This is a genomic window from Dysgonomonas sp. HGC4 (genome assembly GCF_001261715.1).
Taxonomy (GTDB): domain Bacteria; phylum Bacteroidota; class Bacteroidia; order Bacteroidales; family Dysgonomonadaceae; genus Dysgonomonas_A.
Genome location: NZ_CVRU01000059.1, coordinates 17,623 through 38,935 on the forward strand (window position 1 = coordinate 17,623; position 21,313 = coordinate 38,935).

Genomic DNA, 21,313 nt, shown 5'->3' on the forward strand with positions numbered 1-21,313 from the left:
ATTTAAGTTAGAAAATGAATCTTACAACTATTTTAAAAAGATTTAAGTCTCAAGATAAATTATATAATGGGTTTCAGGCACAGACATTGGATGATGTTCGTGCCTATTCTACATATCTAAATAATCTTCATGATGAGTACTTTATAGAGATAAAAGAACATATTGACAAGATAATACTAAAAGATAATCCATTATCAATACTGAGGTTATATCTTCAAGGAAAAATTTCAGATTTTAATGAAGTGGAACAAAAACGTAATCTTAGAAATGATGAAATAGATAGAATAATTGAGTTTCATAAACAAAAATTAGAAGAGTATCCTAATAATGGTTTTTATGGGATAACTCTTCCTACTTTAATGATAAAGAACTATCAATTAGTACAAAATTACTTTAACAATATCGTTGATTCAGAAACCTTATTAAGAGAACTATCATCTCATGAGAAAGAATATAAGGATATGGTTTCTATATCTTATATGATGGAAAAATCACAAAGAGATTTGATACAAAAATCAATTGGAAAAATCAATGAATTATATACTTTTTATTTCCCAGAGAGCACGAAAGTTCAAGATAAACAGAATTTATTTTTAGAAAAATGTTTTAGTGATTATCTCCACCATGACAAAAAAGATGCTCTAATGGAGAAACTTCATGGATTAATAGATGGAAAAAAGGGTAAATTAGTAGCAACGATAATAAAATCTTTGGAAAAACTAAGTTTCATTGGTGGCTATGAAAATCGTTCAACACTATATAATGCTATGAGAAATGAGTTTGGCGACATTGGAGCAAATGCAGGATTGAATGATTTTATAGCTAATGATTATAAAATATCTGAGATAGAACTTAATAAATACATAGATATACTTAAGACTATCAAATAACTATCTCTCATAAATAAAATAGTTGGTGCAGTGTGAAAACATTGCACTTTTTTTATGTCAACTTGTTTCTTCTTGCGTGGGCTTGTCGACAAGTATGCACAAGTTTAATTATTTATTTGTCAATTATTTATCCTATATTTTTGTAGTGTGAAAAGTATAGAGAGGATATGCGAACCTCTATGACTGCTTTGAATAGCTCGTATACTATTTGAGAGTGGACGTAACCAATAAACATAGAACAATGAATAAAATGTTTGATTTGGTAAATAAATACCCTGACCTGAATATTACAGTAAAAGCAGGGGAGTTAAAAGAGTGGGCTGAATATATCGTAAGATTGACGCACCAAGAGTTAGAACAGCAAGTTGTTAATGCCAAATGTGAGACTTACCTAAGTCGTGATGAAGTCGCAGAGATGCTCCGAGTAAATAAATCTACATTATGGCGATGGAACAAGCAAGATTATTTAAAACCTATTGAAGTAGGTGGAAAACGTAAGTATAAAATGAGTGATGTTAAACGAATTTTAAACAATTAAAAAAATAAATAATGAATAACTATATATTGAACTCAGTGAAGGTTGTAGGGAATACCAATGAGGTAAAACGATTTATTACAAACCATTTATATCAGAAGTATGAAGATATTATATACAATTCTGTATTGGCAATGGAGCATTCTTACTTCTTTGGTGAAACCGAAGAACGTAGTATGTATTCAATAGACTTTATAACTATTTCAACTTTTGCTTTACCTCTAATAATACACCTCAGTAAGGTTTATTATGATTTAGAATTTTGTTATTCATGGCATTCATATCAACAAACCTTCGATTTTGGAAATGTAATAGTAGTATCAGGAGAAATTTTAGAATTACCTTAATTAAATTAAATACCTAATAATCAAAATGAAAATAAATAATATACAAGAAACTATTGAAGGGGCTGTGCCAAGCACTCCCCTTTCACAATACAAAGACTTACTCATTATAAAATCTGCTAATGAGTGGATACAAGAAGCTAAAAAGAAACCCACGCCCAAAATGTTATGTGGAGAACTATGGTTTGAAGGAGAGCTTTGCATATTATTTGCGAGTAACAACATTGGAAAAACTATTCTTGGGGTACAAATAGCAGATAGCATAAGCCGTGGAGTGCAAATGGGGAACTTTAAACTTCAAACACCAAAACAGAAAGTTTTATATCTTGATTGTGAGTTGACTGACAAGCAATTTCAAAGAAGATATAGCAATGAGGACGAAACTGATGAATATTCTTTTGATAACAACTTCAAACGTGTTGAGATAAATTCTAATGCTGACGTTCCAACTTATACCGATTTTGAAACTGGTGTATATCATGCGGTAGAACGAGCAATTATAGAGACTCAAGCAAAAGTTCTTATCATTGACAACCTTACCTTTCTCAAAAGTGGAACGGAGACAGCTAAAGATGCTATACCTCTGATGAAGACACTGAAAATGTTGAAAACGAAGCATGCTTTATCAATCATGGCATTAGCACATACACCAAAACGTGATGCAACTAGCCCATTAACTATAAATGATATGCAAGGGAGTGCTATGATTGGTAATTTTATAGATAGTTGTTTTGCCATAGGTAAAAGTGTCTCTGATGACCTACGATATATCAAACAACTGAAACAGCGAAGTTGCGAACATGTGTACCATGCAGATAATGTTGTTATTGCTGAAATATCTAAACCATCTAATTTTCTGCAATTAGAGTTTGTAGGGAACGGGGAAGAAAGTAAACTTCTGAAACTTCCAAGCGAAAAAGATAAAGATGAGTTGATTACTAATGTCAAGAAATTACGCTCAGAAGGTTTTACTGTCAGAGAGATAGCAGAACAATTGAATATTAGCAAAAGTACGGCTGATAGATTATCAAAGAAGTAATAATTTTCTGTCCCAATCTGTCCCGAATGTCCCACTTCTCAGAGATTGAGACAATGGGACACGTGGGGCAACTCATTGAACCTCTTTCTGCCTATTGCAATATATATAATAAGGGTATGGCGGATAAAGTAGCAAGTTTGGATAGAATTCAGGGAGCGACTATCCGTTTTAGGCAAGCAGGAGATAGGTAGCCATACCGTCCCATGCTCTAGGGTTGGTGTATCCGTATATCTAAAGAACACCAAACTATACCCATCTATATAGTGAGTATGGTTGGGTGTATTTTTTAGCTTTTGATAAAAATTTTCTAAAAAAATTACCGATTATCCACAAGTTGACCTTCAAGTTTCTTCTTATATGCCTGTATGGTCTTATCTGATATCCCAGTAAGTTTTGCAAGACCCCGAATTGTAACATTCCGATTATCCATGTATACCTTCACGAACCTATCATATTTCTCCTGATTAGAAGTTTTAATATTATTATCCTTTAAACTACTTCTGACTGTGTTTTCAGATATACCCAATTCTTTAGCATTCTCTTTTACCGTTTTTGTAAAATCATAACTACCTAAAATATTAGAGTCTCTTGTTTTTCTGCGGGCTTTACCTAATGCTTTAGACTTTTCGGGTCGGGATAGATGCTTTTGCTCAGGGGCAATTAGATACTTCCTTTTGCCTAAATTATCATATTGGCTCATATCTGATTTATAAACGCTGATAGCAATAGTACATATTCTTGATACATTCCAATCGTCAGACTTCTCACACTTGGTTATATATAGCCAATAAATATTTTGAGCAAGTTCCTCTAAAGTTATTTCAGGCTTTATATTTCTGATAGTAATACCCCAATTGAATAGCATATTATTACGATAACCTTTCTTTACTTTCCTAATCTTGTTATCTATATCAAATAGAAAATTTATCTTATATATTCCTTGGTCAGATACATTTGTGTATACATCATTTTGATTAAGAACAGCAAATGATTCATTAGTTAAAGTTGGTCTGAATGTTTCCATATCAAATGAGCCTAACAACGTTACAAGGTCTGATATGGGTGTAGTAATTTGCTCATTTAGCTTTAATGTTCCTCTCTCTTTTTCTAAAATATTACTTTTGAGCTTTTTACTACACTTACCTTTATTTAATAAATTAGTAATATTATAATTATCAATTATATATAGAAATGAATCCAGGTTATATATTTTATCATTTGTAATAATGGTAGCGGAATGACCGCTACCGAACATTTGTTGTGAAACATTGAAACAATTATTATCTATATAATTCAAATAATCATTACCTAAATCTATCAAAATGGTATTTAATAATAAATTCAAATAGTATTTATAACTTTCATTTGAGTCAATGATAAAATCAACTAAGTATACTAATCTAAATCTGTTTAGTTTACCATCCTGTAAATTGCTGATTGTAGTGTAGCTAATATTGGGTTTAAAGGTCAGCTTTTGATAGATACTATCTAAGCTATTAATGCTATCATCAAAATCAAACCAAATGAAATTGGTCTGCTTAAAATTATTAATGGTCTTTTCTTTATTCCCATATTCTCCCTGAACATGGAATGAGTGGCTAAAGCTATATCCTTGTCGAATCAATCCGACCATATCTTTGCAGCTTATATTTTTTCTTATACCATATCTTACATTCTTGAAAATTGGTTTTGTGGTGTAATTCATTATTGATACACCGAGTTCGTTAATCTTAAAACTTTCCATAAACTTATATTTATAGAAAATATAGGATTCCAATGATTAAAGTAAATAGTTAATGTATTTTCAAATAATTATTCTTTTAATCTAAATAAAAATAGTGTTGATAAATAGCCAATATGTAGCTTCACAGACACCTATCGTATATATAATTCAAATGTGCCTTTTTAGTGTTTTTGTTTGTTGATAAGGGTTACAAGAGATATTTAGTATAAAATAGGCTCGAAAACAGCGAATGTGATGGATAGCTAAATAAAATTGTGCTGAATTTTCGGAAAATGAAAAAGGTGGAGTAAATCCACCTTCTGATTTTCATTATCGTACCTCAATAATCAATAATTTTGTCATACTCCAAAAACTGACAGGGTCTAATATGCGTATTGCTAAGTATCCATCATCTTCTTTCTGCAATCGATAACTGTCAGTAGGATGTTTAGAGAGTACTTTAGCCATTTTAGAATAGGGTGATATTCGTCTTACCTTGTTAATATTAACTTTAAGCAGAGAGCTTTCTTTAATATTTCCATTCAGGACTTCACTTAATTCTTTAGTAGTGCCAAATATATAATAAGCTGTTTCAGAATCAGTAACCTTAATATCCTTTGTAGTTGAACTTGTTGTAGTATTGGTTGTTCTATTTGCATTTCCTGATAACTTAAATATAATCGGCATTGTATATATATCTAGCACATTAACTCCATTTTTAGTTGCAGGAATCCATTTAGGCATACTTTTGACTATACGGATAGCTTCTTGGTCAAGAGCAGAGTCAACACCTATTTTAACTTGGGGATTGACTATACTTCCATCTGAATTTACAATAAAACTTACCGTAACACGTCCTTCTATTCCGTTTTCAGCAGCATTGATAGGATACCTTAAGTTCTCACCTATAAATTTCATAAGAGCCTTATCACCCCCTTGAAATTGAGGCTTTGTTTCAGTATCTTCATATCTCAGGCTACCATCTTCTCTATTCACAATAACATTATTGTTAGATTGGTTAGAAGATAATCCATTGCCACCTTTCGGGTAATATATGCGTTGCCCATATTCATATTTTCCGTCCTCTCGTAGCTTCCCATTTTCATAGTATTCTTTGAAAACTCCATGTTTTTGACTATCCTGATATGTATAGGAACTTTCCAACTGACCATTATTGTAGTAGGAACTAAAGATTCCGCTAGCGACACCATTATCATTATATGACTCCTCATATTGTAATTTCCCATTTTCATAATAGTATTTGCATATTCCAATCTTTCGTCCATTCTTATAGGTCTCATCACTTTTTACTTTTCCATTCTCATAGTAGGATTTATATGTACCATTTTTTGATTGGCTTTTTATAGTTGAAAAACTTGAGCTTATTATGGTAATGATTAGTAGTATCAATAATTTTTTCATATTCTATGTTTTATTTGTGGTGGCTTAATCAATACCTAGGTTCATAATCATCATTATTTTGATACCCTTCTTCTTTTACTTGCCCATTTTCAAAGTATGATTTGAATTTTCCATTGGGATAGTTGTCTTTAAATGTTTCTTCACGCTCTAGTTTTCCACTCTCATAGTATGTTTTGCATACACCATCAAGTTTCCCATTTTTGAATATTTCCTCAGATTTAAGTTTTCCGTTTTCATAGTATGATTTTACAAGACCATCTTTTTCGCTATCCTTATATTTTCCCTCACTACTTAATTGCCCATTTTCGTAATATGTTTTAAATGCTCCGTTAAGAATGTCTTGTACAAATGTGAATTCTTGTTTTAATTGACCGTTTTCTTCATAATAGTCTTTATAGACACCATCGTGGGCATTATTTTTAAATGATTTTTCTGTTTCTACCTTTCCATTTTTATAATAGACCCTTGAGACACCTTCCATTTTGTCGTTCTTGTACATATCCTCACTTTTAAGTACCCCATTTTCATAGTAGCTTTTAGATATTCCATTGAGTTTACCATCTGTATACATTACTTCATCCTGAACCTGTCCATTATTATAATAGGATTTGTGGACACCTACTTTTTTCCCATTGTTGGTTTCACCTTCATTCCATAATTGCCCATCTTCATAGTACCATTTGTACTTACCATGAGGAACACCTTTTTCAAATTTTACATCTTCTTTTAGTTGCCCATTTTGGTAATACGATTTTGTGCTTCCATCTATCAAGCCATCCTTGACAGACATTTCTGTTTGTATCTGCTTGACCTTAACATAATCTAGGTCTGCATTATAGTAGGTGACAGCCTTACCTGTAAATGGTTGGGAAGAGTTTACTTCATAAAAAATACCATTGCGGTTTTGTAGTTCTTTTTCGTCAATGGTTTTTTCTTCTTTACAACTGATTAAAGTTATCGAAAGAATTAGTGCTAGAGATAAGTAGTTTCTTAAAAACATATAGTGATAGATTCATTTTGTTCATCTGTCCCAAATGAACTATATAAATACAATGAAGACGTAGGACATTAGCCATCCGCCATCAGGTATCGCCAAACACCTCACTACAAACGACTAAAGCCTACGTCTCATTATATTGAAACGTAGGCATTTAGTTATCTAATCCTTGTAGTGGTTGAAATTTTGGCGATTTCGATGGTGAGGATTATACTAAACGCTTCTTTTTAATTCTAATATGTAACTATATCATCAACGCTTTGAATTTATAGTTAATACAAAGTTATAATATATTTTTAATCTATTTGCTTTTCGTGTAGTATTTTAGCTTGGTTATAAACCTGTTCCAATGTAGGGAAGTTGTCCACAATCCAAACATCTTCATTGATTTTGACTAGACCAAAGACTTGTATATCTTCTTTTTTAGTATCCTTAAATAAATCCTTAATATCCGCATTCAGGCAATCCGCAACCTGCTTAAGCCTTTCAAATGTTGGATTACCATTTAAGCTATTTGATAAGTTGACCCGATTGATTCCAATCATATCGGCAAGGTCTTGCATAGTCTTTTTCTGTTGCTTGAGCAGCTCTTTTATTCTTAATTCTTCCATATATATGCTGTAATGGTTTATTAATAACAAATATACTTATCAAATCGAAACACTATTACAAAATAGTGTTAAATATTTATTATACCATTACATTACTATCGTTTCATTTGCTTTTTTAATAATTTAGCACTACATTTGTAGTGTAAATGATTAATAAAGCATTACAGATATGAAAGCAAAAGTCGGTCAGTATTATTTCGGAAGACATCGCAATATATGGGGTGTATGGGTTTATGACGTAGTTAATACTGAAACAGGCTACACAAGCGGAAAATTCATTAAAGACTGTGTAAATTATGAGGATGCTGTGCGTGAAATGTATGCTTTGAATGGTTGGAGACAACCTAGCACAATATCAAAAAGGTTCTAATTAAAATATAATTATTTATATGAAAAATACTATCAACAACTTAGCATTACTAAATAGAGCCACAAACATGGTTATCAAAGGTTATGACCTTACTCAGTCATTACAAACATCTGTTTTGATTGAAACATTACAATTCAAGTTGATTAATGGAACTGCACATTTTATTTACAGAAAGACTAATGGTAAGCTTCGTGAAGCATTTGGTACATTGCTTGAAAGAGTTGCTGACAGAAATATTAATGGTCGTGGTTATCCAAGAAAGTTAGATGGAATACAAGCCTACTTTGATATTGAAGAACAAGCATGGAGAAGTTTTAGATATGAAAATCTAGTAACAATACTTTAATCATGGAAATTGCAAACTACATCTTATCTATTCTAAAAACCGATTTGAATATTGTTTGGTCTTGGGGATTCAATTCCCCAAAGCCATTAGAAAATGGTTTATCATTTAAAGTTCAGGGATTTTTATACAAAGGTTGGGTATCGGTGGAATACAATGAAGGTTCTGACCTATTTGATATAAAATTATTATCAGACCACCTAAAAGAAGTGAAATCTATTGAAGGTGTCTATGTAGACCAATTAGTCGATGTGATTGATGCTAGTGTGGAGTGCTCTGATAACTATGAAGAAAAAGTAAAGTCTACATATGGATAATAAATGTCCCACTGTCCCAACTCATTATACATGGGACAATGGGACACTTCAATTAATATTCACTTCTCTTATAAGTGAAACAGATAAAGTGCTGATAAACTAATGATTAAATGTTTTATACAAAAACAAGCATTCACTATCAACGATTAACCAATAAAACTGAATATTATTATGAGTAAGAAATTTCAAAATACAACTGCTGATTATCTTGAATGGGATAGTAATATATTACTAATTTTTAAATTGTATCAAGACCAAAATTATAAATTCAGTTTACTAATTGCTTTGGGTTCTTTCTTTGGTATTAGGATTTCTGACCTATTAAATTTGAATTGGTGTGATATACTCAATACTGACATACTGACCATCATTGAGAAGAAAACTAAAAAACAACGTACTATCAAAATCAATGACCAACTAAAAAAACATATCCAATCCTGTTATAAAGAAATTAAACCTCAGTCAACTAATGATTTTATATTCAGAAGTCAAAAAGGTGGTATTTATTCAGTTCAACGAATAAATGTTGTTTTTAAAGAGATTAGAGTAAAGTATAATTTGAAAATAAAAAATTTCTCAACGCATTCCATGCGTAAAAGTTTTGGGAGACAAGTCTACAACAATGCAGGTTCTAATGCAGAATTAGCATTGGTAAAACTCTCAGAACTATTCAATCATAGTGATGTGAGAACCACTCGTAAATATTTAGGTTTACGAAGTGAGGAACTTATGGAAGCTTATGATTTGTTGAGTTTTTAGGATAAATGATAACATTATTATCATTTATCATTATATATATTAATGTGTTGACTGAAGAAGTCTCTTAAATCTTTATTACAACAATACACATAAACACCCTTAATACCTCTAAGCAGTAGGGTTTTATAAATATTGATAATATATTGATTCAATGTAGAATCATTTGTGTTATTCTTCCCATTTTTATCTTTGTAATTATCTTTGTAAACTTCGATAGAGTTGGTCTGTTTGTTATAACCAATCTCTTCTCCAAAAATAACCCCTACATAATTTAAATCATAACCTTGTGTAGTATGTATACATCCAACTTCATTCACAGCATTGGGTGAATTAATAAAACTTATATATGTAGAATTCCATTTTAATTTAGTCTTATCAATTACAATATCAAATAAGCCCTTATCTTTTTTGCTAATCCATTCCCAACTATATCCTGCAACTAAACGAGACAATCCTACTTGATTGTCTCTTTCTATTATTTTATCCCTAAGTAGGGATATATCATCAAATAATAAAAATTCAAATTGTTCTGATTCGAATCTCTCATCATTCATCAAAGTGTTATCCAATAGCTGATTTACAAAATCGGTAAATAGATTGCCTCCTTTAGAGCGAATCTGTGTTTTTAAAAAGATATTGGTATATTCAGGTAATGAAGCAATAGATGTAAATTTCTCTTCCTCGATATCACTTGGCTTAATCGATTGTTGCCTATCATAAAAAAATATTTGATTATTAGACTGTTTCAAAATCCAATCTAATTCTGTCCCTTTATCTATTTCAAATCCTAACGTTCTGTTAGACTCATCAAAAGAACCATAATTGGGGATATTTTTACGCTGTTTTAATCTATGGCTTTCATCTACAAGAACTAACTTGTATTTTCTCTTCACAATATCTGTAGGAGAAATTACCATTTTTCTATCTAACCCCGTAATTTTAGAAAAAACATCTTGTAACGTTTTACGTAGTGATGACATAGAGACGACGAGGGCTATGTCATCCTTCTCGAGATTAAATTTTTGGAGATTAAATTTTAATAAGGAGATAACTTCGGATGAAAAGGAATCATCAATCTCATAATTTTCGTAATATTCAATAGGAGTTACGAGTAACTTAATTAGGTAAATAGCCAAAACAGTTTTACCTGTCCCTGCACTGCCATTTATAATTATTCCTTTTTTATTGTTGGATAAATCTGTTAGTATTTGAATTATAGCATCTTGTTGGTCTATGGTTAGACTTTTATATGGAGAATACTTAAATACATCTGAATTATTTATTTCCTGAATATTTTTTTTTGCAATATTCAATTCTTGCAGTTTTTCCCAAACAAGAGGAAAAACCCTCTCATACTCCTCTTTTTGATAATAATAATGGCTATTATTTCCTAAATTCCCATTTAATAGATTAAATGAACCTTCTGCTGAAAAGTGACTGATTAAAAAGGCTTCTAAATGTAAAATTACAGATTTGTTGAAAAAATCTGAGTGAATTATATGCCTGATAGATAAATTTTTCTTTGATTGATTGTTGTTATGAGAAACAAATCGATTTAAGATATTTATAGTTTCACCAATGTATAAATCTTTTTTATTATTCAGTAAATATACTATTGGTGAATTATATATGCTTGATTCTGATGATATTTTTCCTAAATATTTTCCACTATTATTTACGGGAAAGATTTGAACGGAGTTTTCGTATAGGTTTTTGAACATAGTCACAATTCATTATATTTTTTAGCACTACCTTTTGCTTTATCAATAGGGTATTTCTCTGCGTTCTTTTTTATTTTCTCTAATACAATTTCCTTTACATCTAACTCTAATTTTGAAGCAAGCAATAATGAATAGTTTATGACATCAGCTAATTCTTCTTTCAACTTTTGAATATTGACATCTTCGGCAGACTTCCATAAAAAAAGTTGATTTAATTCTGATGCTTCTATGGATATCGCAAGAGCTAAATCTTTTGCATTATGAAATTGTTCCCAATCCCTTTCTTTTGCAAATAAATTTATTGCTTGTTTTAATTCTTCTAAATCGCTCATCATATATTCTATTAAAAATTAGAGATAAACCTAACTGATAATTCATATTTTGGAAATACTACATATCAGAACAAAGTTAAATAATAAATCTAATTTTGGATTCGCATTCAAAGGAAAGTATTAAAAATCAATCCTATTGATAAATAATATGTTTTGTGTGTTAATCTTTTTACTTGTAGAATAGTAGTCTCAATCTTAAAGATTATCTTTGTTGTGCAAATGTTGTGCAAATGACTAAATGAAAAAACGCTAACCAATTGATAAAACAATGATTAGCGTTTCTAAAAGTACTCGGAGCGGGAGTGGTCTAATATCAAAACCAAATTTGATTATTTTTAATTAATTGATTCTCAATATCAGTTTATTATAAAAATTATTTTTCATCCTTTTTAATCGTATATAATCTAAAATTTATCCCTATTTTTATCCCTCAATAATTTTAAGGGATAGAATACTATGCAAAAAGAAATTAGTTCAAATGAAAATATTAAAGAGGTTATAGATAAAAACGACCTCTTAAACCTGTTCTCCACATCAATGGGCAACTCCGAATATAAACTGATTGAGTATTGTGAGTCAAATGATTTTAAAAACTACTCGACCATTATAGAGGAATTTGAGGCTATTCAAAACGATATTTATGATTATATTTTTAAATTAACAGAGCCTAATATTCAATTATCAGGTGTAGAAATAGAGGAAATTAGTTTTCAATATTGTACACAGAAATATAGTTGGGTAAATGAGGTCGGGGTGAAAGCAATTAATAGATGGTTAGTTTGGATGTGTTGGCATGAGGGAATATTTAAAAATTAGGAGCTAGTTATGGAAGTTTCATTTTACTTACGCAAAGAACTACTAAACAAGAATGGGTTAGCACCAATACGAATGCACATTACATTTAATGGGCAATTGATAAAGAAATCCATTAAAGGTGTAAATACAAAACCCGACCAATGGAAAGATAAAAGGATGCGTATTCGTGCCAACTATAAAACCGAAGAATACAATTTTCATGTTGAATATAACCAAATCTTAGATGACCTTGAGGAACGCATAAGGGATATAGAACGTTATGCTTTGCTCAATAAGATAGAATTGACAAAAGAGTTTATTCTTGATAAGTTGGAGCAAAAACAGAAAATTAATGTAGAACATGATTTTTTCGACACTTTCAATGAATTTATAGAAACGAACCGTTCTGTATCTTCACCCAATACAACAAAAGGACGAGTAACGATTCTGAACTTCTTAAAAGATTTTGCGGAGCATAGAGGTAGACAAATAATCCTCGATAATATCAACAACCAATTTTATGAAGAATTGAGAGAATATGCTTTTGAGGAAAAAGAAGTCCGAAACAACTATTTTTCTAAGATAGTTTCTATTATTAAGCGTTTTATGTCGTGGGCGGAAGAACGAAACTACCATACCAATACACAGTATTCTAAATTTAAAGCTTCGGAAGAAGAGATAGAAGTTATATTTCTGAACACGGAAGAGCTTATGACTTTATATAATTTCAATTTCAAATCGGAAAGATTATCTAAAGTGCGTGATTTTTATTGTTTTGGCTGTTTTACAGGATTGAGATTTTCTGATATTCAGAATTTGAAACCTTCTAATATCTATGAGGATTATATTAAACTCAATATTAAGAAGACAAAGCAAACCGACCATGTAATACCCTTGAACAAGTTTAGTCAAGGAATACTCGATAAATATAAAGACACTCCTTTTGAGCCTCTCCCCTCTATATCTTCTCAAAAGTTGAATAAGTACATCAAGGAATGTTGCAAAGAGATGGGGCTTGACACTCCTGTTACAATAACCCGATATGTAGGTAGTCAAAGAATTGATACAACAATGCCCAAATATGAGCTAATAACAAGCCACACAGCTAGAAAAACATTTGCCACAGTTTCCCTAATACTTGGTATGACCGAACGATTTGTTAAAAGTGTAACGGGTCATAAGCGTGACGCTTCGTTTAATCGCTATGTGAAAATTGCAGAACAGGAGGTGAAAAAACAAATGGAAAATACTTGGGATAAGTTATGATAAAGGATAATAGACATTCCCCAATATTAGATTTATTCTTGAAATCTATTAACCCTCAAGAATATACAAGTTCTGATTATATTAAAAATCTCATATTAGATTTAGTCGATTATTCTCATAATCTGTTAGAGATAGAACATGTTATACACACCATATTAGAAAAAGTAAATTTCATTGAATGTGAGTGTCCAACCAATGATTTAGGTGTAGAATTTGATATTGTTGAGATTCTAAGTAATAAAGGATATAAAACTATTGACTACTATTTTAATAATTTTGAGTATCCCAAAGCAATAAGTAAGCTTGCCAATTTGAGGTTTTCATTTGAAGGGCGACTTTTAGAACTAGCAACTGCATCTATATTTAAACTGGTCTATGAAAATCAGATTGCCTGCATCAATGATCATTTGCATCGATTATGGACTCTCCAACGGGAGCAAATAAAAGCAAAGACATATAATAGGCAAGGGAAACAATACTATTCACAAAGACATCAAACATTAGATATTATAGATGCTATTGGAGCATATATGGTATATCCAAAATCAGAAGCAGATAGTATTCTGTCTCATATAGGTGTAGCCTATGATGATTCTCTTATGTATCGAATGGAAGTCTTATTGAGTGATTGCTATATAGATCATAATGGAGATTGTGGAATACCTTTTATTTACATTAAAAATAGCAATATTGAAATAGATATATTGACAAAACAGCTAATTGATAGAAATTTAAAATCAAACCAATTTGGGTCAAACTCAATTATTCTAACAAGCTATTTAGATTCAAGTGCGGTAAATGATATTATCTTGCTCGAAGAAAAGATATATTTACTTTTTAATAATTTCAATTCTGAAATATCTAAGATACATATTCACATATTTATAAGTACGTTACAAAAGAAAAACATACATGAGTTTGGATATGGAGAGGCTATTTATGTGAGAACTTTACTTATTGAAACAATAAAAGCTAATAAAGACCTAAATCGCAAATTTATTTTATTACTATATTTCTTGAAATATGACAAAGATCTATCTACCGATATATTTTGTGTCAGAAATGTGACTAAATTTATTGAGGTTCTTTCTGATTATTTCCCCGAATCAACATCGTTAAGCTATGATTCGATAAAATCTTATTTAACTAGAAAAGATAGGGTAAGTAAAAATTTTAAGGACTTTGGACTAGAAATTGGAAATATTTGTCATTTTCCATCTGATTTTATAGAAAAACACAGAACATTACTAAATAGTGTAGAATAGTGTAATTAGATACCCTCTAAGTTTGCCATCAAATCATTTAAAAATAATTTGACATGGCGAAAACAAATTTAAAGCAACTCAAGGCTGTTGAGAATATACAGCTTAACACGGATGGTTCGATTATAATTAAATTGAATCAAGAAGAAACTCCTCAAAATCTCACTCTCCCAAAAGAAATTCAGTTTGAAAAGGATAGATTATCTCAAGTAGAAGCAGCAAATCTATTTCAAGTGACTGTTCAGACAATCATTAATTGGTCTAAGAAGGGCATAATTTGTAGGTATAAACTAGGAAATCGAGTTTTTTATTTAAAGTCGGAATTGTTGGAAGCAGCCAAAACAAGTTCTTCTCTACAGAAAATTTAAAATTGAACATATGGATAAAAAGAGCATTCCTTATGTGAGAATAGGTACAACCTATTACAAAAAGGTAAAGAAGCCGTTAGCGTCTGGTGACACGGTAGAAATACTTATACTTTGGAACAAGGATACAATAATATCTGATCACGGAAAAGATTATCTTGCTAAAATAGAGTGTTATGATGGATTCTGTAGTATACCATCTCACATTCAATATAAAGCAACGATTGGGAGTTTCTACAATCAATATCATGAGTTAGATTATAAGCCAAAAGCAGGAAACTGTACTACTATTCTTACATTTTTAAAGCACATATTCGGAGAACAGCATGAGTTTGGCTTGGATTATCTCAAAATACTCTATGAGAATCCGTTGCAAGCCTTGCCAATTCTTTGCCTTGTCAGTTCCGAACGTGGAACAGGTAAGACTACATTTTTAAATCTCCTCAAATTGATGTTTGGCAAAAATATGACACTTAATACCAATGATGATTTCCGTTCTCAATTTAATTCAGATTGGGCAAATAAACTTGTGATTGCTGTAGACGAGGTATTACTTGATAAACGAGAAGATTCAGAGCGGATTAAAAACCTATCTACCGCTCGACAATTCAAAGCAGAAGCTAAAGGTAAAGATAGACAAGAAGTTGAGTTCTTCGGCAAATTTATTCTTTGTTCGAATAACGAAATTAACTTCATTTGCATTGATAATGAAGAGACTAGGTATTGGGTGCGTAAAATATTGCCTTTCGAAAAAGAGTTGAACTCCACGTCATTAATGTTTATTGAACATCTAAAAACAGAAATTCCTGCTTTTTTAGATTTCATAATAAATAGATCATTCCATACAGAGAATAAGTCTAGAATGTGGTTTACTCCTAAGCAACTTGAGACCAACGCATTGATAAGATTGAAAAGTAACAACAAATCATTGATAGAAAAAGAAATGATAAATGTACTTGAAATGATATTTGAAGATAGGGATTTAGACATTATACAATTTCAGTTGCAAGATATTATTGCCTCAATGAATAATCTTAATTATCGAAGCCTCTCTATAAGCAAAGTAAAAGAAATACTAGTTTCAAAATGGGGGTTATCTACATTCAATTCCTCGTATACAAAATATATAGTATTCCCTGATGGAACAATTTCAACTAGTTCACATAAGGGTAGGTATTACGAATTGACTAAAGAAAAATTCTTCGGAATAAATTACTAATTCTGTTGAATCGTTGATAGCTATATATAAGTGGATATATAATAATGAATTAACTATCAACAATAAGTTCAACAGTTGTCAACACGATCAACAGTACAATGTAAATTAAAAATTAAGTCTCTTTGTTGTTGATACTCTTGTTGACGATAACTAATTGATTGATAGAGCCTGTCAACAAATCAACAGTTTCAACAGCATTTTCATCCCTTAAGATAAATAGAAAACTAAATGATACTTTTTTCCCTTTTGTTTTTTCTCTTTTTATTATTGAATTGATTAGCAAGAGGGGAACGTCACAGAGTAACATTCCGAATATTAAGCATAGCTTAATGAGATAGTTGCAATGTCATATAAAATCCTAAAATGTAACATTTGTAACTAAAGGGAAGAGAAATGTCTGTCCAACAATAAATTACAGATTATGGAACAAAAAATAATACGCATATCTGCATCATTACACTGCGAATATAAAGAATTGGTGTCTAGGTTTCCAAAACTGACGTTATCTACTGCAACAGAGCTTTTAATCAAAAAGGCTCTCAAACGTGGAGAGATTGAAGACAGTAAAGACACAGCTTACAAAGCAGTTAAAGAATTAGACCAGACATTTAGAAAATGGATGCGACAACAAGAAAAGACCCATCTCTCGAAAATTTCAGAAGAGTTACTTGCTTTAGCTCATGAGCTACAAGATACAGCCACAAAAACAGATATGGAAAAGGTCGGAAATATGCAAATATCCATCATTGAGAAAGCCTTAAGTAACCTTGCTACTTTTCTAGTTAATGATTACGAAAAGACAAAATCAGAACTTAGCGAATTAAAAAGCCAAATAAAAAAACAGTCAAATATTATAGACGAAAAACTATCTAAAAAGATATTCTAATGTACACCAAGATTATAAATCCCGCTGTACATGGGAAAACAGCTTACAGTAACACAGGCTCATGTGGTGCATTAGTCAATTATCTGAATAAAGAGAATGCAGATTATCAATTAGTTGATAGAGAACTCTTCTTTAATCACGAGAGTTATAATATAACTTCTAACGAAGTTTTACAAGCTATAGACAACAATCACAAAGGCTTGAGGCGAAACACGCCTAAGTTTCATAGTCTTGTAATTGCACCTACGGCTCAAGAGCTTTACCATATTCGACAAAGTACCGAAAAGATGAAAGAATATACACGAGCAGTTATGGAGCAGTATGCTAAAAGCTTCAATCTCCCCAATGGAAAAAAGCTATCAAGTCATGATTTAGTTTGGTTCGCTAAATTGGAACATAAGCGAAACGGTGAGTATTCGGCTAATAGTATGCACATTCACATCATTGTATCGGCTAGAGATAAGAGCCAATCAATAACAGTGAATCCCAATATCAATAATAGAGACCGCTTTAATCGGGTGCAATTCTACATGAATAGTGAAAGAGTCTTTGATAATATGTTCGGATTCAAAAGAAAGGAATCATTGTTATACAACCATCAAATAAACAAACATGGTTCTTTCTCCGAAAAGTTAAGTTTGTGTCAAGAAAATTTGAAACATCGAGAAGCCAAAGAGGCTATTCATAATATTGTCGGTATTTTTCAAGGATTGGATTATGAAAATGAGCAAGATAATGCAAGAAGACGGAGACGAAAAAGGTAATAATATGATATTATCATAATGTAATATTGTTATATTTGGGAATGCTATCACTATATATTTTAGAATGGCAATGAGTAATAATAATTAATTATTTATGGATACACTAAATCAATTAGTAGTAATTCTTGGAGGGTGGGCTGTTATTGTTAGTGCAGTTATTTATTTTTTTTCAAAAAGAATTGCTGACAAGCTTAATGTAAGGTGGAAAGAGAGTGCAGAGAAGAATGTTACAATTTTACAGAGTGAATTGACAAAAAACAATAATAGTCTTAGTCATTTAATTTCTCTTTATGGAACTAGTTATCACCAAGCTCAAGAGCGAAGGATTAAAGCTATTGAGGTTTTATGGATAAATTTATTGCAATTTAAAGATACAATACCCTCTACGGGATATATGATTTATAATATATTGTCAGATGACGAAATTGAGGCATACTGGAAAAAAGAGACAGATAATAAAAATTTTCTTGCAGGACAGAATATATTGTTGAATATAAATGAAATAGAACGCTCAAATAAAATTTTAGCCTTAATTACAGAGATTGATAGAGAAAGACCTTTTATAGGAGAGAATATTTGGCTATATTATGATATTTACAAAACTTTTATTGGTCGAATTGGATTTCTCTTAATTAATGGTACTGAGAAGAGATATTTCAAACATTGGCATAAGGATTCACTGATTAATAGTCTTTTTGATAAGACATTAACGCAAGAAGAGATAAACTATATTTACTCATCTAAAAATGAATCACTAAGAATAACAATGAGTTTTTTAGAAAGTAAATTGTTAAATGAAATAAATAGAACATTATCGGGGGAAGTATTGTCGGAATCAGCACTTGATAGGATAAAAAAAATGGATGAAGTTCTTAATTTTTCAAAATTATAAAATGCTCACAATCTACCTTCTTCGCCATGCCGAAACTGACTACAATGCCCACGCACAATTTATCGGCGGTCGGTCAAATCATATTCCATTATCAACTAAGGGGAAAAAACAAGCATTGGAAATTGGTAAGGTTTTGAAAGATTCAAACATTCAGTTTAACCAAGTATATTGCTCCATAGCCAACCGAACCCGTGAAACACTTGATTTAATCCTTTCTCAAGCTCAAATAACAAGCAATCCGATTATCTATTCCGAAGAATTGCAAGAACTTTCTCAAGGCTATTGGGAGGGCAAACTTCGCTCCGAAATATATACTTCCGAACAATTAGCTGAAATTAATTCCAATCAATGGCTTTTTACTCCTCCCAATGGAGAATCTCAAAAGGAGGTAGAAGATCGGATGTTAGCCTTTATCTTGTCCGAAATATTAGATAGGCATACAGAAGGTGATTTTTTGATTGTAGGTCACGGAATCGCTTTTAAATGCTTGTTGAGAGGTATTCTTGACATATCTTCCCAAATGGCTTACAAACTCACTATTGACAATACTTCACTCACAAAGCTATCCTATGATAAAGAAAAAGGTTGGTTCGTAAATTATCTGAACCAAACCTTAATCATTTGATAAATATATTTTACTTTTAATTAGCTAGTGTATAATAAGACACAGAAGCATTTTTATTCGTGGCTGTAAACGTCTTTACTCCATCAACAAAAATAGATGTAGTAAACATTGTATTTTCGTCTATGATCTCTGAATCGTCATGAGCCTGTGCAGAAATATAGCATACCTCACTATATTTCATATCCAATTCAACATAAAAAGGAGATTTCACATACATAATTTTTGCGTCTTCATCTACATGTGCCAAATCTGTATTTTTCGTGCTGTACATAATCCGCATAGTTATATCAGGATTATCACAAGAAGCCTCATAGCGTACTTTGTAAGTTTTGTTAGTGCCTGTACCCTCATTCTCATTCTCGTTATCATCACCACATGAGGAAAGAACAAAAGGGAGAAAAAGGATAAGTGTCAGGATAAATTTATTCATAATATGTTTAAATGTAAATTGATAATCATTTAGTGTATAATATTTTATTGTAATTTTATAATATTATCACATTGTTATAATGTAACATTATCATAAAATCATATTTTCTTGAAGTTTTCGGCTATGTCAAAATAGATTTGCTTGTCTATTGTTTCAGCAGATAATACCAAGCCTCGAAATGGGTTGTTTTCTATATCAATAATGGTAGCCTCTAATTCTTTTCCTGTGTTGTTATGCTGAACATTTTCGGTTACAATAACTTTATCGCCTACTTTGAAATCCGATTGTTGTAATGCTAAAATCTCCGATTCGGAGGCAGGAGTCAATAAATAATATTTACTATTCCATCTACCACAAACAATCACTATTGGTACTGTTTCGGCTAATGTTAAGTATTTATTAATGCTACGAACAAACTGTGATAAAGTAATTCCTATCATAATGTTATATTATTGTTTTATCATATTATTACATTTTTCGCCATCGGCAGAGAGAATAAACAGAGCAGAAAGTTCCTGTCTGGTTTGTAACTGTGGATTGAAGAAAGAAAATTTACAATCTGCTGTCTTGGCTAATATCTCAGAAGTGTTGCGGGAATCATATCTATTCAGATAGTCCACTTGCCAATTTTCAGCAATGGTAAGTTCGGATTGGCATTTCTCAAGTTCTTTCTCCCATCGAGAGATAAGAGATTTTGCTACAACTTGATTCTTTTTTCCCCTTTGTTCCTGTATTTTATCTTGTAGACGTGAAATAGAGTTTTGAATAGATTCAATTTTCTTCGCTTTCTCCGCCTCAAATTGTTTCCGCAGAATAGATATACTATCAGCTACCGTAATATCCGAAACATCAATAGATAAAATTTCTATTAGCAAATCAGTTTTAATACCCTTTTTATCAGTTTCTAAGTAATTAATTATTGTTTTCTCATAGTTAGAGGGTGGAGAACAAGATAACCAAACTAAGGGGAGAAGAATAAGGTAATATATCTTTCTCATGATGCAATAGATTGATAGGTGTTAGAAAATAGATCAAAAGCTATTGATAATCCTTGTGACTCTGTTTGCCCGTTTTCTATTGCTTCATCATATAAATTGCTAGCGGACCAAAGCATTTTCCATGCAAGAGACAAAGCATCTATGTCGTCAATGTCAGGATTTTGTTTCTTGACAATCTCAAAGGCGGTAGGCATAAATAGAGCCTCGATTTGCTCTATAGAACTAATTTTACTCATATTCTGTATATTTTGTGGTTAGTAATCATTTGGTAACTATTTCTTAGGTAGCATTTCACTAAACCACAAAAAGAAGACGTGGTACTCACCAAGTCCGTAGGAGAGGTACTGGTATACCCGACAAACGAAACAAGGCAAGCCCACGCCTAGACGGCATGAGCATTGCACAGTT

Annotated in this window: 29 protein-coding genes; 18 read left to right on the forward strand and 11 right to left on the reverse strand. The window is 31.3% G+C overall.

Annotation, left to right across the window (positions count from 1 at the left end; translation table 11 throughout):
- Positions 1-14: 14 nt before the first annotated feature.
- The 5 genes from HGC4_RS05920 (at position 15) to HGC4_RS18585 (ending at position 2,999) form a co-directional block, all read left to right on the forward strand.
- A complete protein-coding gene (locus tag HGC4_RS05920) occupies positions 15-890 on the forward strand; it encodes a hypothetical protein (protein WP_050709209.1) in 876 nt (291 codons plus the stop codon).
- 214 nt (positions 891-1,104) lie between these two features.
- A complete protein-coding gene (locus tag HGC4_RS05925) occupies positions 1,105-1,428 on the forward strand; it encodes a helix-turn-helix domain-containing protein (protein ID WP_157258148.1) in 324 nt (107 codons plus the stop codon).
- 11 nt (positions 1,429-1,439) lie between these two features.
- The gene (locus tag HGC4_RS05930) at positions 1,440-1,772 is read left to right on the forward strand and encodes a hypothetical protein (RefSeq protein WP_050709210.1); all 333 of its coding nucleotides are present in this window, start codon (positions 1,440-1,442) and stop codon (positions 1,770-1,772) included.
- 25 nt (positions 1,773-1,797) lie between these two features.
- The gene (locus HGC4_RS05935; protein WP_050709211.1) at positions 1,798-2,808 is read left to right on the forward strand and encodes an AAA family ATPase; all 1,011 of its coding nucleotides are present in this window, start codon (positions 1,798-1,800) and stop codon (positions 2,806-2,808) included.
- A gap of 26 nt (positions 2,809-2,834) precedes the next feature.
- Positions 2,835-2,999, forward strand: a complete 165-nt coding sequence (locus tag HGC4_RS18585; protein ID WP_157258150.1) for a hypothetical protein — start codon at positions 2,835-2,837, stop codon at positions 2,997-2,999.
- 125 nt (positions 3,000-3,124) lie between these two features.
- On the opposite strand, the gene HGC4_RS05940 is transcribed toward HGC4_RS18585, so the two are convergent.
- The 4 genes from HGC4_RS05940 to HGC4_RS18370 form a co-directional block, all read right to left on the reverse strand.
- Positions 3,125-4,552: a hypothetical protein gene (locus HGC4_RS05940; protein ID WP_050709212.1), complete on the reverse strand. Its 1,428-nt coding sequence runs from the start codon at positions 4,550-4,552 to the stop codon at positions 3,125-3,127.
- A gap of 309 nt (positions 4,553-4,861) precedes the next feature.
- Positions 4,862-5,953 (reverse strand): energy transducer TonB, encoded by a 1,092-nt coding sequence (locus tag HGC4_RS05945; protein WP_050709213.1) that lies wholly within the window; start codon positions 5,951-5,953, stop codon positions 4,862-4,864.
- Positions 5,954-5,981: 28 nt separating this feature from the next.
- Complete coding sequence (locus HGC4_RS05950; protein WP_050709214.1) at positions 5,982-6,953, reverse strand: toxin-antitoxin system YwqK family antitoxin; 972 nt, start codon at positions 6,951-6,953, stop codon at positions 5,982-5,984.
- A gap of 293 nt (positions 6,954-7,246) precedes the next feature.
- Positions 7,247-7,561, reverse strand: coding sequence for a helix-turn-helix domain-containing protein (locus HGC4_RS18370; RefSeq protein ID WP_082204086.1), 315 nt, complete (start codon positions 7,559-7,561; stop codon positions 7,247-7,249).
- 169 nt (positions 7,562-7,730) lie between these two features.
- Here HGC4_RS18370 and HGC4_RS05960 point away from each other — a divergent pair, with 169 nt between their 5' ends.
- From HGC4_RS05960 to HGC4_RS05975, 4 genes are all read left to right on the forward strand, one after another.
- Positions 7,731-7,931 carry a hypothetical protein gene (locus HGC4_RS05960; protein ID WP_050709215.1) on the forward strand — a complete coding sequence of 67 codons (201 nt, stop codon included), beginning with the start codon at positions 7,731-7,733 and terminating at the stop codon, positions 7,929-7,931.
- A gap of 67 nt (positions 7,932-7,998) precedes the next feature.
- Positions 7,999-8,277, forward strand: coding sequence for an SH3 beta-barrel fold-containing protein (locus tag HGC4_RS05965; RefSeq protein WP_157258152.1), 279 nt, complete (start codon positions 7,999-8,001; stop codon positions 8,275-8,277).
- 2 nt (positions 8,278-8,279) lie between these two features.
- Positions 8,280-8,591, forward strand: a complete 312-nt coding sequence (locus HGC4_RS05970) for a hypothetical protein (protein ID WP_050709217.1) — start codon at positions 8,280-8,282, stop codon at positions 8,589-8,591.
- 171 nt (positions 8,592-8,762) lie between these two features.
- A complete protein-coding gene (locus tag HGC4_RS05975) occupies positions 8,763-9,350 on the forward strand; it encodes a tyrosine-type recombinase/integrase (protein WP_050709218.1) in 588 nt (195 codons plus the stop codon).
- 20 nt (positions 9,351-9,370) lie between these two features.
- Here HGC4_RS05975 and HGC4_RS05980 read toward each other — a convergent pair whose 3' ends face one another.
- Positions 9,371-11,071 carry a DNA/RNA helicase domain-containing protein gene (locus HGC4_RS05980; protein ID WP_050709219.1) on the reverse strand — a complete coding sequence of 567 codons (1,701 nt, stop codon included), beginning with the start codon at positions 11,069-11,071 and terminating at the stop codon, positions 9,371-9,373.
- Between the two features lie 2 nt (positions 11,072-11,073).
- Positions 11,074-11,403 carry a nucleotide pyrophosphohydrolase gene (locus HGC4_RS05985; RefSeq protein ID WP_050709220.1) on the reverse strand — a complete coding sequence of 110 codons (330 nt, stop codon included), beginning with the start codon at positions 11,401-11,403 and terminating at the stop codon, positions 11,074-11,076.
- 456 nt (positions 11,404-11,859) lie between these two features.
- Here HGC4_RS05985 and HGC4_RS05990 point away from each other — a divergent pair, with 456 nt between their 5' ends.
- From HGC4_RS05990 to HGC4_RS06010, 5 genes are read left to right on the forward strand one after another with little or no spacing between them, the layout of a single operon-like run.
- Positions 11,860-12,219, forward strand: a complete 360-nt coding sequence (locus HGC4_RS05990; RefSeq protein ID WP_050709221.1) for a hypothetical protein — start codon at positions 11,860-11,862, stop codon at positions 12,217-12,219.
- Positions 12,220-12,228: 9 nt separating this feature from the next.
- Positions 12,229-13,464 (forward strand): site-specific integrase, encoded by a 1,236-nt coding sequence (locus HGC4_RS05995; protein ID WP_050709222.1) that lies wholly within the window; start codon positions 12,229-12,231, stop codon positions 13,462-13,464.
- The gene (locus tag HGC4_RS06000) at positions 13,461-14,729 is read left to right on the forward strand and encodes a hypothetical protein (protein ID WP_050709223.1); all 1,269 of its coding nucleotides are present in this window, start codon (positions 13,461-13,463) and stop codon (positions 14,727-14,729) included. The genes HGC4_RS05995 and HGC4_RS06000 overlap by 4 nt, the downstream gene beginning before the upstream one ends.
- Before the next feature lie 53 nt (positions 14,730-14,782).
- Positions 14,783-15,094 (forward strand): helix-turn-helix domain-containing protein, encoded by a 312-nt coding sequence (locus HGC4_RS06005; RefSeq protein WP_050709224.1) that lies wholly within the window; start codon positions 14,783-14,785, stop codon positions 15,092-15,094.
- 10 nt (positions 15,095-15,104) lie between these two features.
- Positions 15,105-16,310, forward strand: coding sequence for a primase-helicase family protein (locus HGC4_RS06010; RefSeq protein WP_050709225.1), 1,206 nt, complete (start codon positions 15,105-15,107; stop codon positions 16,308-16,310).
- A gap of 112 nt (positions 16,311-16,422) precedes the next feature.
- Here HGC4_RS06010 and HGC4_RS18820 read toward each other — a convergent pair whose 3' ends face one another.
- On the reverse strand, positions 16,423-16,617 hold the full coding sequence (locus tag HGC4_RS18820; protein ID WP_185099952.1) for a hypothetical protein: 195 nt from the start codon (positions 16,615-16,617) through the stop codon (positions 16,423-16,425).
- 114 nt (positions 16,618-16,731) lie between these two features.
- Here HGC4_RS18820 and HGC4_RS06015 point away from each other — a divergent pair, with 114 nt between their 5' ends.
- The 4 genes from HGC4_RS06015 to HGC4_RS06030 all read left to right on the forward strand — a co-directional run bounded on the left by HGC4_RS06015 (position 16,732) and on the right by HGC4_RS06030 (position 19,477).
- Complete coding sequence (locus tag HGC4_RS06015) at positions 16,732-17,196, forward strand: hypothetical protein (protein ID WP_050709226.1); 465 nt, start codon at positions 16,732-16,734, stop codon at positions 17,194-17,196.
- A complete protein-coding gene (locus HGC4_RS06020) occupies positions 17,196-17,960 on the forward strand; it encodes a DUF5712 family protein (protein ID WP_050709227.1) in 765 nt (254 codons plus the stop codon). Before HGC4_RS06015 ends, HGC4_RS06020 begins: the two co-directional genes overlap by 1 nt.
- Positions 17,961-18,054: 94 nt before the next feature.
- The gene (locus HGC4_RS06025) at positions 18,055-18,852 is read left to right on the forward strand and encodes a hypothetical protein (RefSeq protein WP_050709228.1); all 798 of its coding nucleotides are present in this window, start codon (positions 18,055-18,057) and stop codon (positions 18,850-18,852) included.
- 1 nt (position 18,853) lies between these two features.
- Positions 18,854-19,477, forward strand: coding sequence for a histidine phosphatase family protein (locus HGC4_RS06030; protein WP_082204088.1), 624 nt, complete (start codon positions 18,854-18,856; stop codon positions 19,475-19,477).
- Positions 19,478-19,493: 16 nt separating this feature from the next.
- On the opposite strand, the gene HGC4_RS06035 is transcribed toward HGC4_RS06030, so the two are convergent.
- From HGC4_RS06035 to HGC4_RS06050, 4 genes are all read right to left on the reverse strand, one after another.
- A complete protein-coding gene (locus HGC4_RS06035; RefSeq protein ID WP_050709230.1) occupies positions 19,494-19,907 on the reverse strand; it encodes a hypothetical protein in 414 nt (137 codons plus the stop codon).
- 98 nt (positions 19,908-20,005) lie between these two features.
- A complete protein-coding gene (locus HGC4_RS06040) occupies positions 20,006-20,347 on the reverse strand; it encodes a hypothetical protein (RefSeq protein ID WP_050709231.1) in 342 nt (113 codons plus the stop codon).
- Between the two features lie 9 nt (positions 20,348-20,356).
- Entirely contained in the window at positions 20,357-20,905 is a 549-nt protein-coding gene (locus HGC4_RS06045) for a hypothetical protein (RefSeq protein WP_050709232.1), read from the reverse strand.
- The gene (locus tag HGC4_RS06050; RefSeq protein WP_050709233.1) at positions 20,902-21,141 is read right to left on the reverse strand and encodes a hypothetical protein; all 240 of its coding nucleotides are present in this window, start codon (positions 21,139-21,141) and stop codon (positions 20,902-20,904) included. Before HGC4_RS06050 ends, HGC4_RS06045 begins: the two co-directional genes overlap by 4 nt.
- Positions 21,142-21,313: the final 172 nt, after the last annotated feature.

What these genes read in the sequence shown, in the direction of transcription:
- HGC4_RS05920 (WP_050709209.1), top strand. Translation starts at nt 15, where the DNA reads ATGAATCTTACAACTATTTTAAAAAGATTTAAGTCTCAAGATAAATTA.
- HGC4_RS05930 (WP_050709210.1), top strand. Translation starts at nt 1,440, where the DNA reads ATGAATAACTATATATTGAACTCAGTGAAGGTTGTAGGGAATACCAAT.
- HGC4_RS05935 (WP_050709211.1), top strand. Translation starts at nt 1,798, where the DNA reads ATGAAAATAAATAATATACAAGAAACTATTGAAGGGGCTGTGCCAAGC.
- HGC4_RS18585 (WP_157258150.1), top strand. Translation starts at nt 2,835, where the DNA reads ATGTCCCACTTCTCAGAGATTGAGACAATGGGACACGTGGGGCAACTC.
- HGC4_RS05940 (WP_050709212.1), bottom strand. Translation starts at nt 4,552, where the DNA reads ATGGAAAGTTTTAAGATTAACGAACTCGGTGTATCAATAATGAATTAC.
- HGC4_RS05945 (WP_050709213.1), bottom strand. Translation starts at nt 5,953, where the DNA reads ATGAAAAAATTATTGATACTACTAATCATTACCATAATAAGCTCAAGT.
- HGC4_RS05950 (WP_050709214.1), bottom strand. Translation starts at nt 6,953, where the DNA reads ATGTTTTTAAGAAACTACTTATCTCTAGCACTAATTCTTTCGATAACT.
- HGC4_RS18370 (WP_082204086.1), bottom strand. Translation starts at nt 7,561, where the DNA reads ATGGAAGAATTAAGAATAAAAGAGCTGCTCAAGCAACAGAAAAAGACT.
- HGC4_RS05960 (WP_050709215.1), top strand. Translation starts at nt 7,731, where the DNA reads ATGAAAGCAAAAGTCGGTCAGTATTATTTCGGAAGACATCGCAATATA.
- HGC4_RS05965 (WP_157258152.1), top strand. Translation starts at nt 7,999, where the DNA reads ATGGTTATCAAAGGTTATGACCTTACTCAGTCATTACAAACATCTGTT.
- HGC4_RS05970 (WP_050709217.1), top strand. Translation starts at nt 8,280, where the DNA reads ATGGAAATTGCAAACTACATCTTATCTATTCTAAAAACCGATTTGAAT.
- HGC4_RS05975 (WP_050709218.1), top strand. Translation starts at nt 8,763, where the DNA reads ATGAGTAAGAAATTTCAAAATACAACTGCTGATTATCTTGAATGGGAT.
- HGC4_RS05980 (WP_050709219.1), bottom strand. Translation starts at nt 11,071, where the DNA reads ATGTTCAAAAACCTATACGAAAACTCCGTTCAAATCTTTCCCGTAAAT.
- HGC4_RS05985 (WP_050709220.1), bottom strand. Translation starts at nt 11,403, where the DNA reads ATGAGCGATTTAGAAGAATTAAAACAAGCAATAAATTTATTTGCAAAA.
- HGC4_RS05990 (WP_050709221.1), top strand. Translation starts at nt 11,860, where the DNA reads ATGCAAAAAGAAATTAGTTCAAATGAAAATATTAAAGAGGTTATAGAT.
- HGC4_RS05995 (WP_050709222.1), top strand. Translation starts at nt 12,229, where the DNA reads ATGGAAGTTTCATTTTACTTACGCAAAGAACTACTAAACAAGAATGGG.
- HGC4_RS06000 (WP_050709223.1), top strand. Translation starts at nt 13,461, where the DNA reads ATGATAAAGGATAATAGACATTCCCCAATATTAGATTTATTCTTGAAA.
- HGC4_RS06005 (WP_050709224.1), top strand. Translation starts at nt 14,783, where the DNA reads ATGGCGAAAACAAATTTAAAGCAACTCAAGGCTGTTGAGAATATACAG.
- HGC4_RS06010 (WP_050709225.1), top strand. Translation starts at nt 15,105, where the DNA reads ATGGATAAAAAGAGCATTCCTTATGTGAGAATAGGTACAACCTATTAC.
- HGC4_RS18820 (WP_185099952.1), bottom strand. Translation starts at nt 16,617, where the DNA reads ATGTTACTCTGTGACGTTCCCCTCTTGCTAATCAATTCAATAATAAAA.
- HGC4_RS06015 (WP_050709226.1), top strand. Translation starts at nt 16,732, where the DNA reads ATGGAACAAAAAATAATACGCATATCTGCATCATTACACTGCGAATAT.
- HGC4_RS06020 (WP_050709227.1), top strand. Translation starts at nt 17,196, where the DNA reads ATGTACACCAAGATTATAAATCCCGCTGTACATGGGAAAACAGCTTAC.
- HGC4_RS06025 (WP_050709228.1), top strand. Translation starts at nt 18,055, where the DNA reads ATGGATACACTAAATCAATTAGTAGTAATTCTTGGAGGGTGGGCTGTT.
- HGC4_RS06030 (WP_082204088.1), top strand. Translation starts at nt 18,854, where the DNA reads ATGCTCACAATCTACCTTCTTCGCCATGCCGAAACTGACTACAATGCC.
- HGC4_RS06035 (WP_050709230.1), bottom strand. Translation starts at nt 19,907, where the DNA reads ATGAATAAATTTATCCTGACACTTATCCTTTTTCTCCCTTTTGTTCTT.
- HGC4_RS06040 (WP_050709231.1), bottom strand. Translation starts at nt 20,347, where the DNA reads ATGATAGGAATTACTTTATCACAGTTTGTTCGTAGCATTAATAAATAC.
- HGC4_RS06045 (WP_050709232.1), bottom strand. Translation starts at nt 20,905, where the DNA reads ATGAGAAAGATATATTACCTTATTCTTCTCCCCTTAGTTTGGTTATCT.
- HGC4_RS06050 (WP_050709233.1), bottom strand. Translation starts at nt 21,141, where the DNA reads ATGAGTAAAATTAGTTCTATAGAGCAAATCGAGGCTCTATTTATGCCT.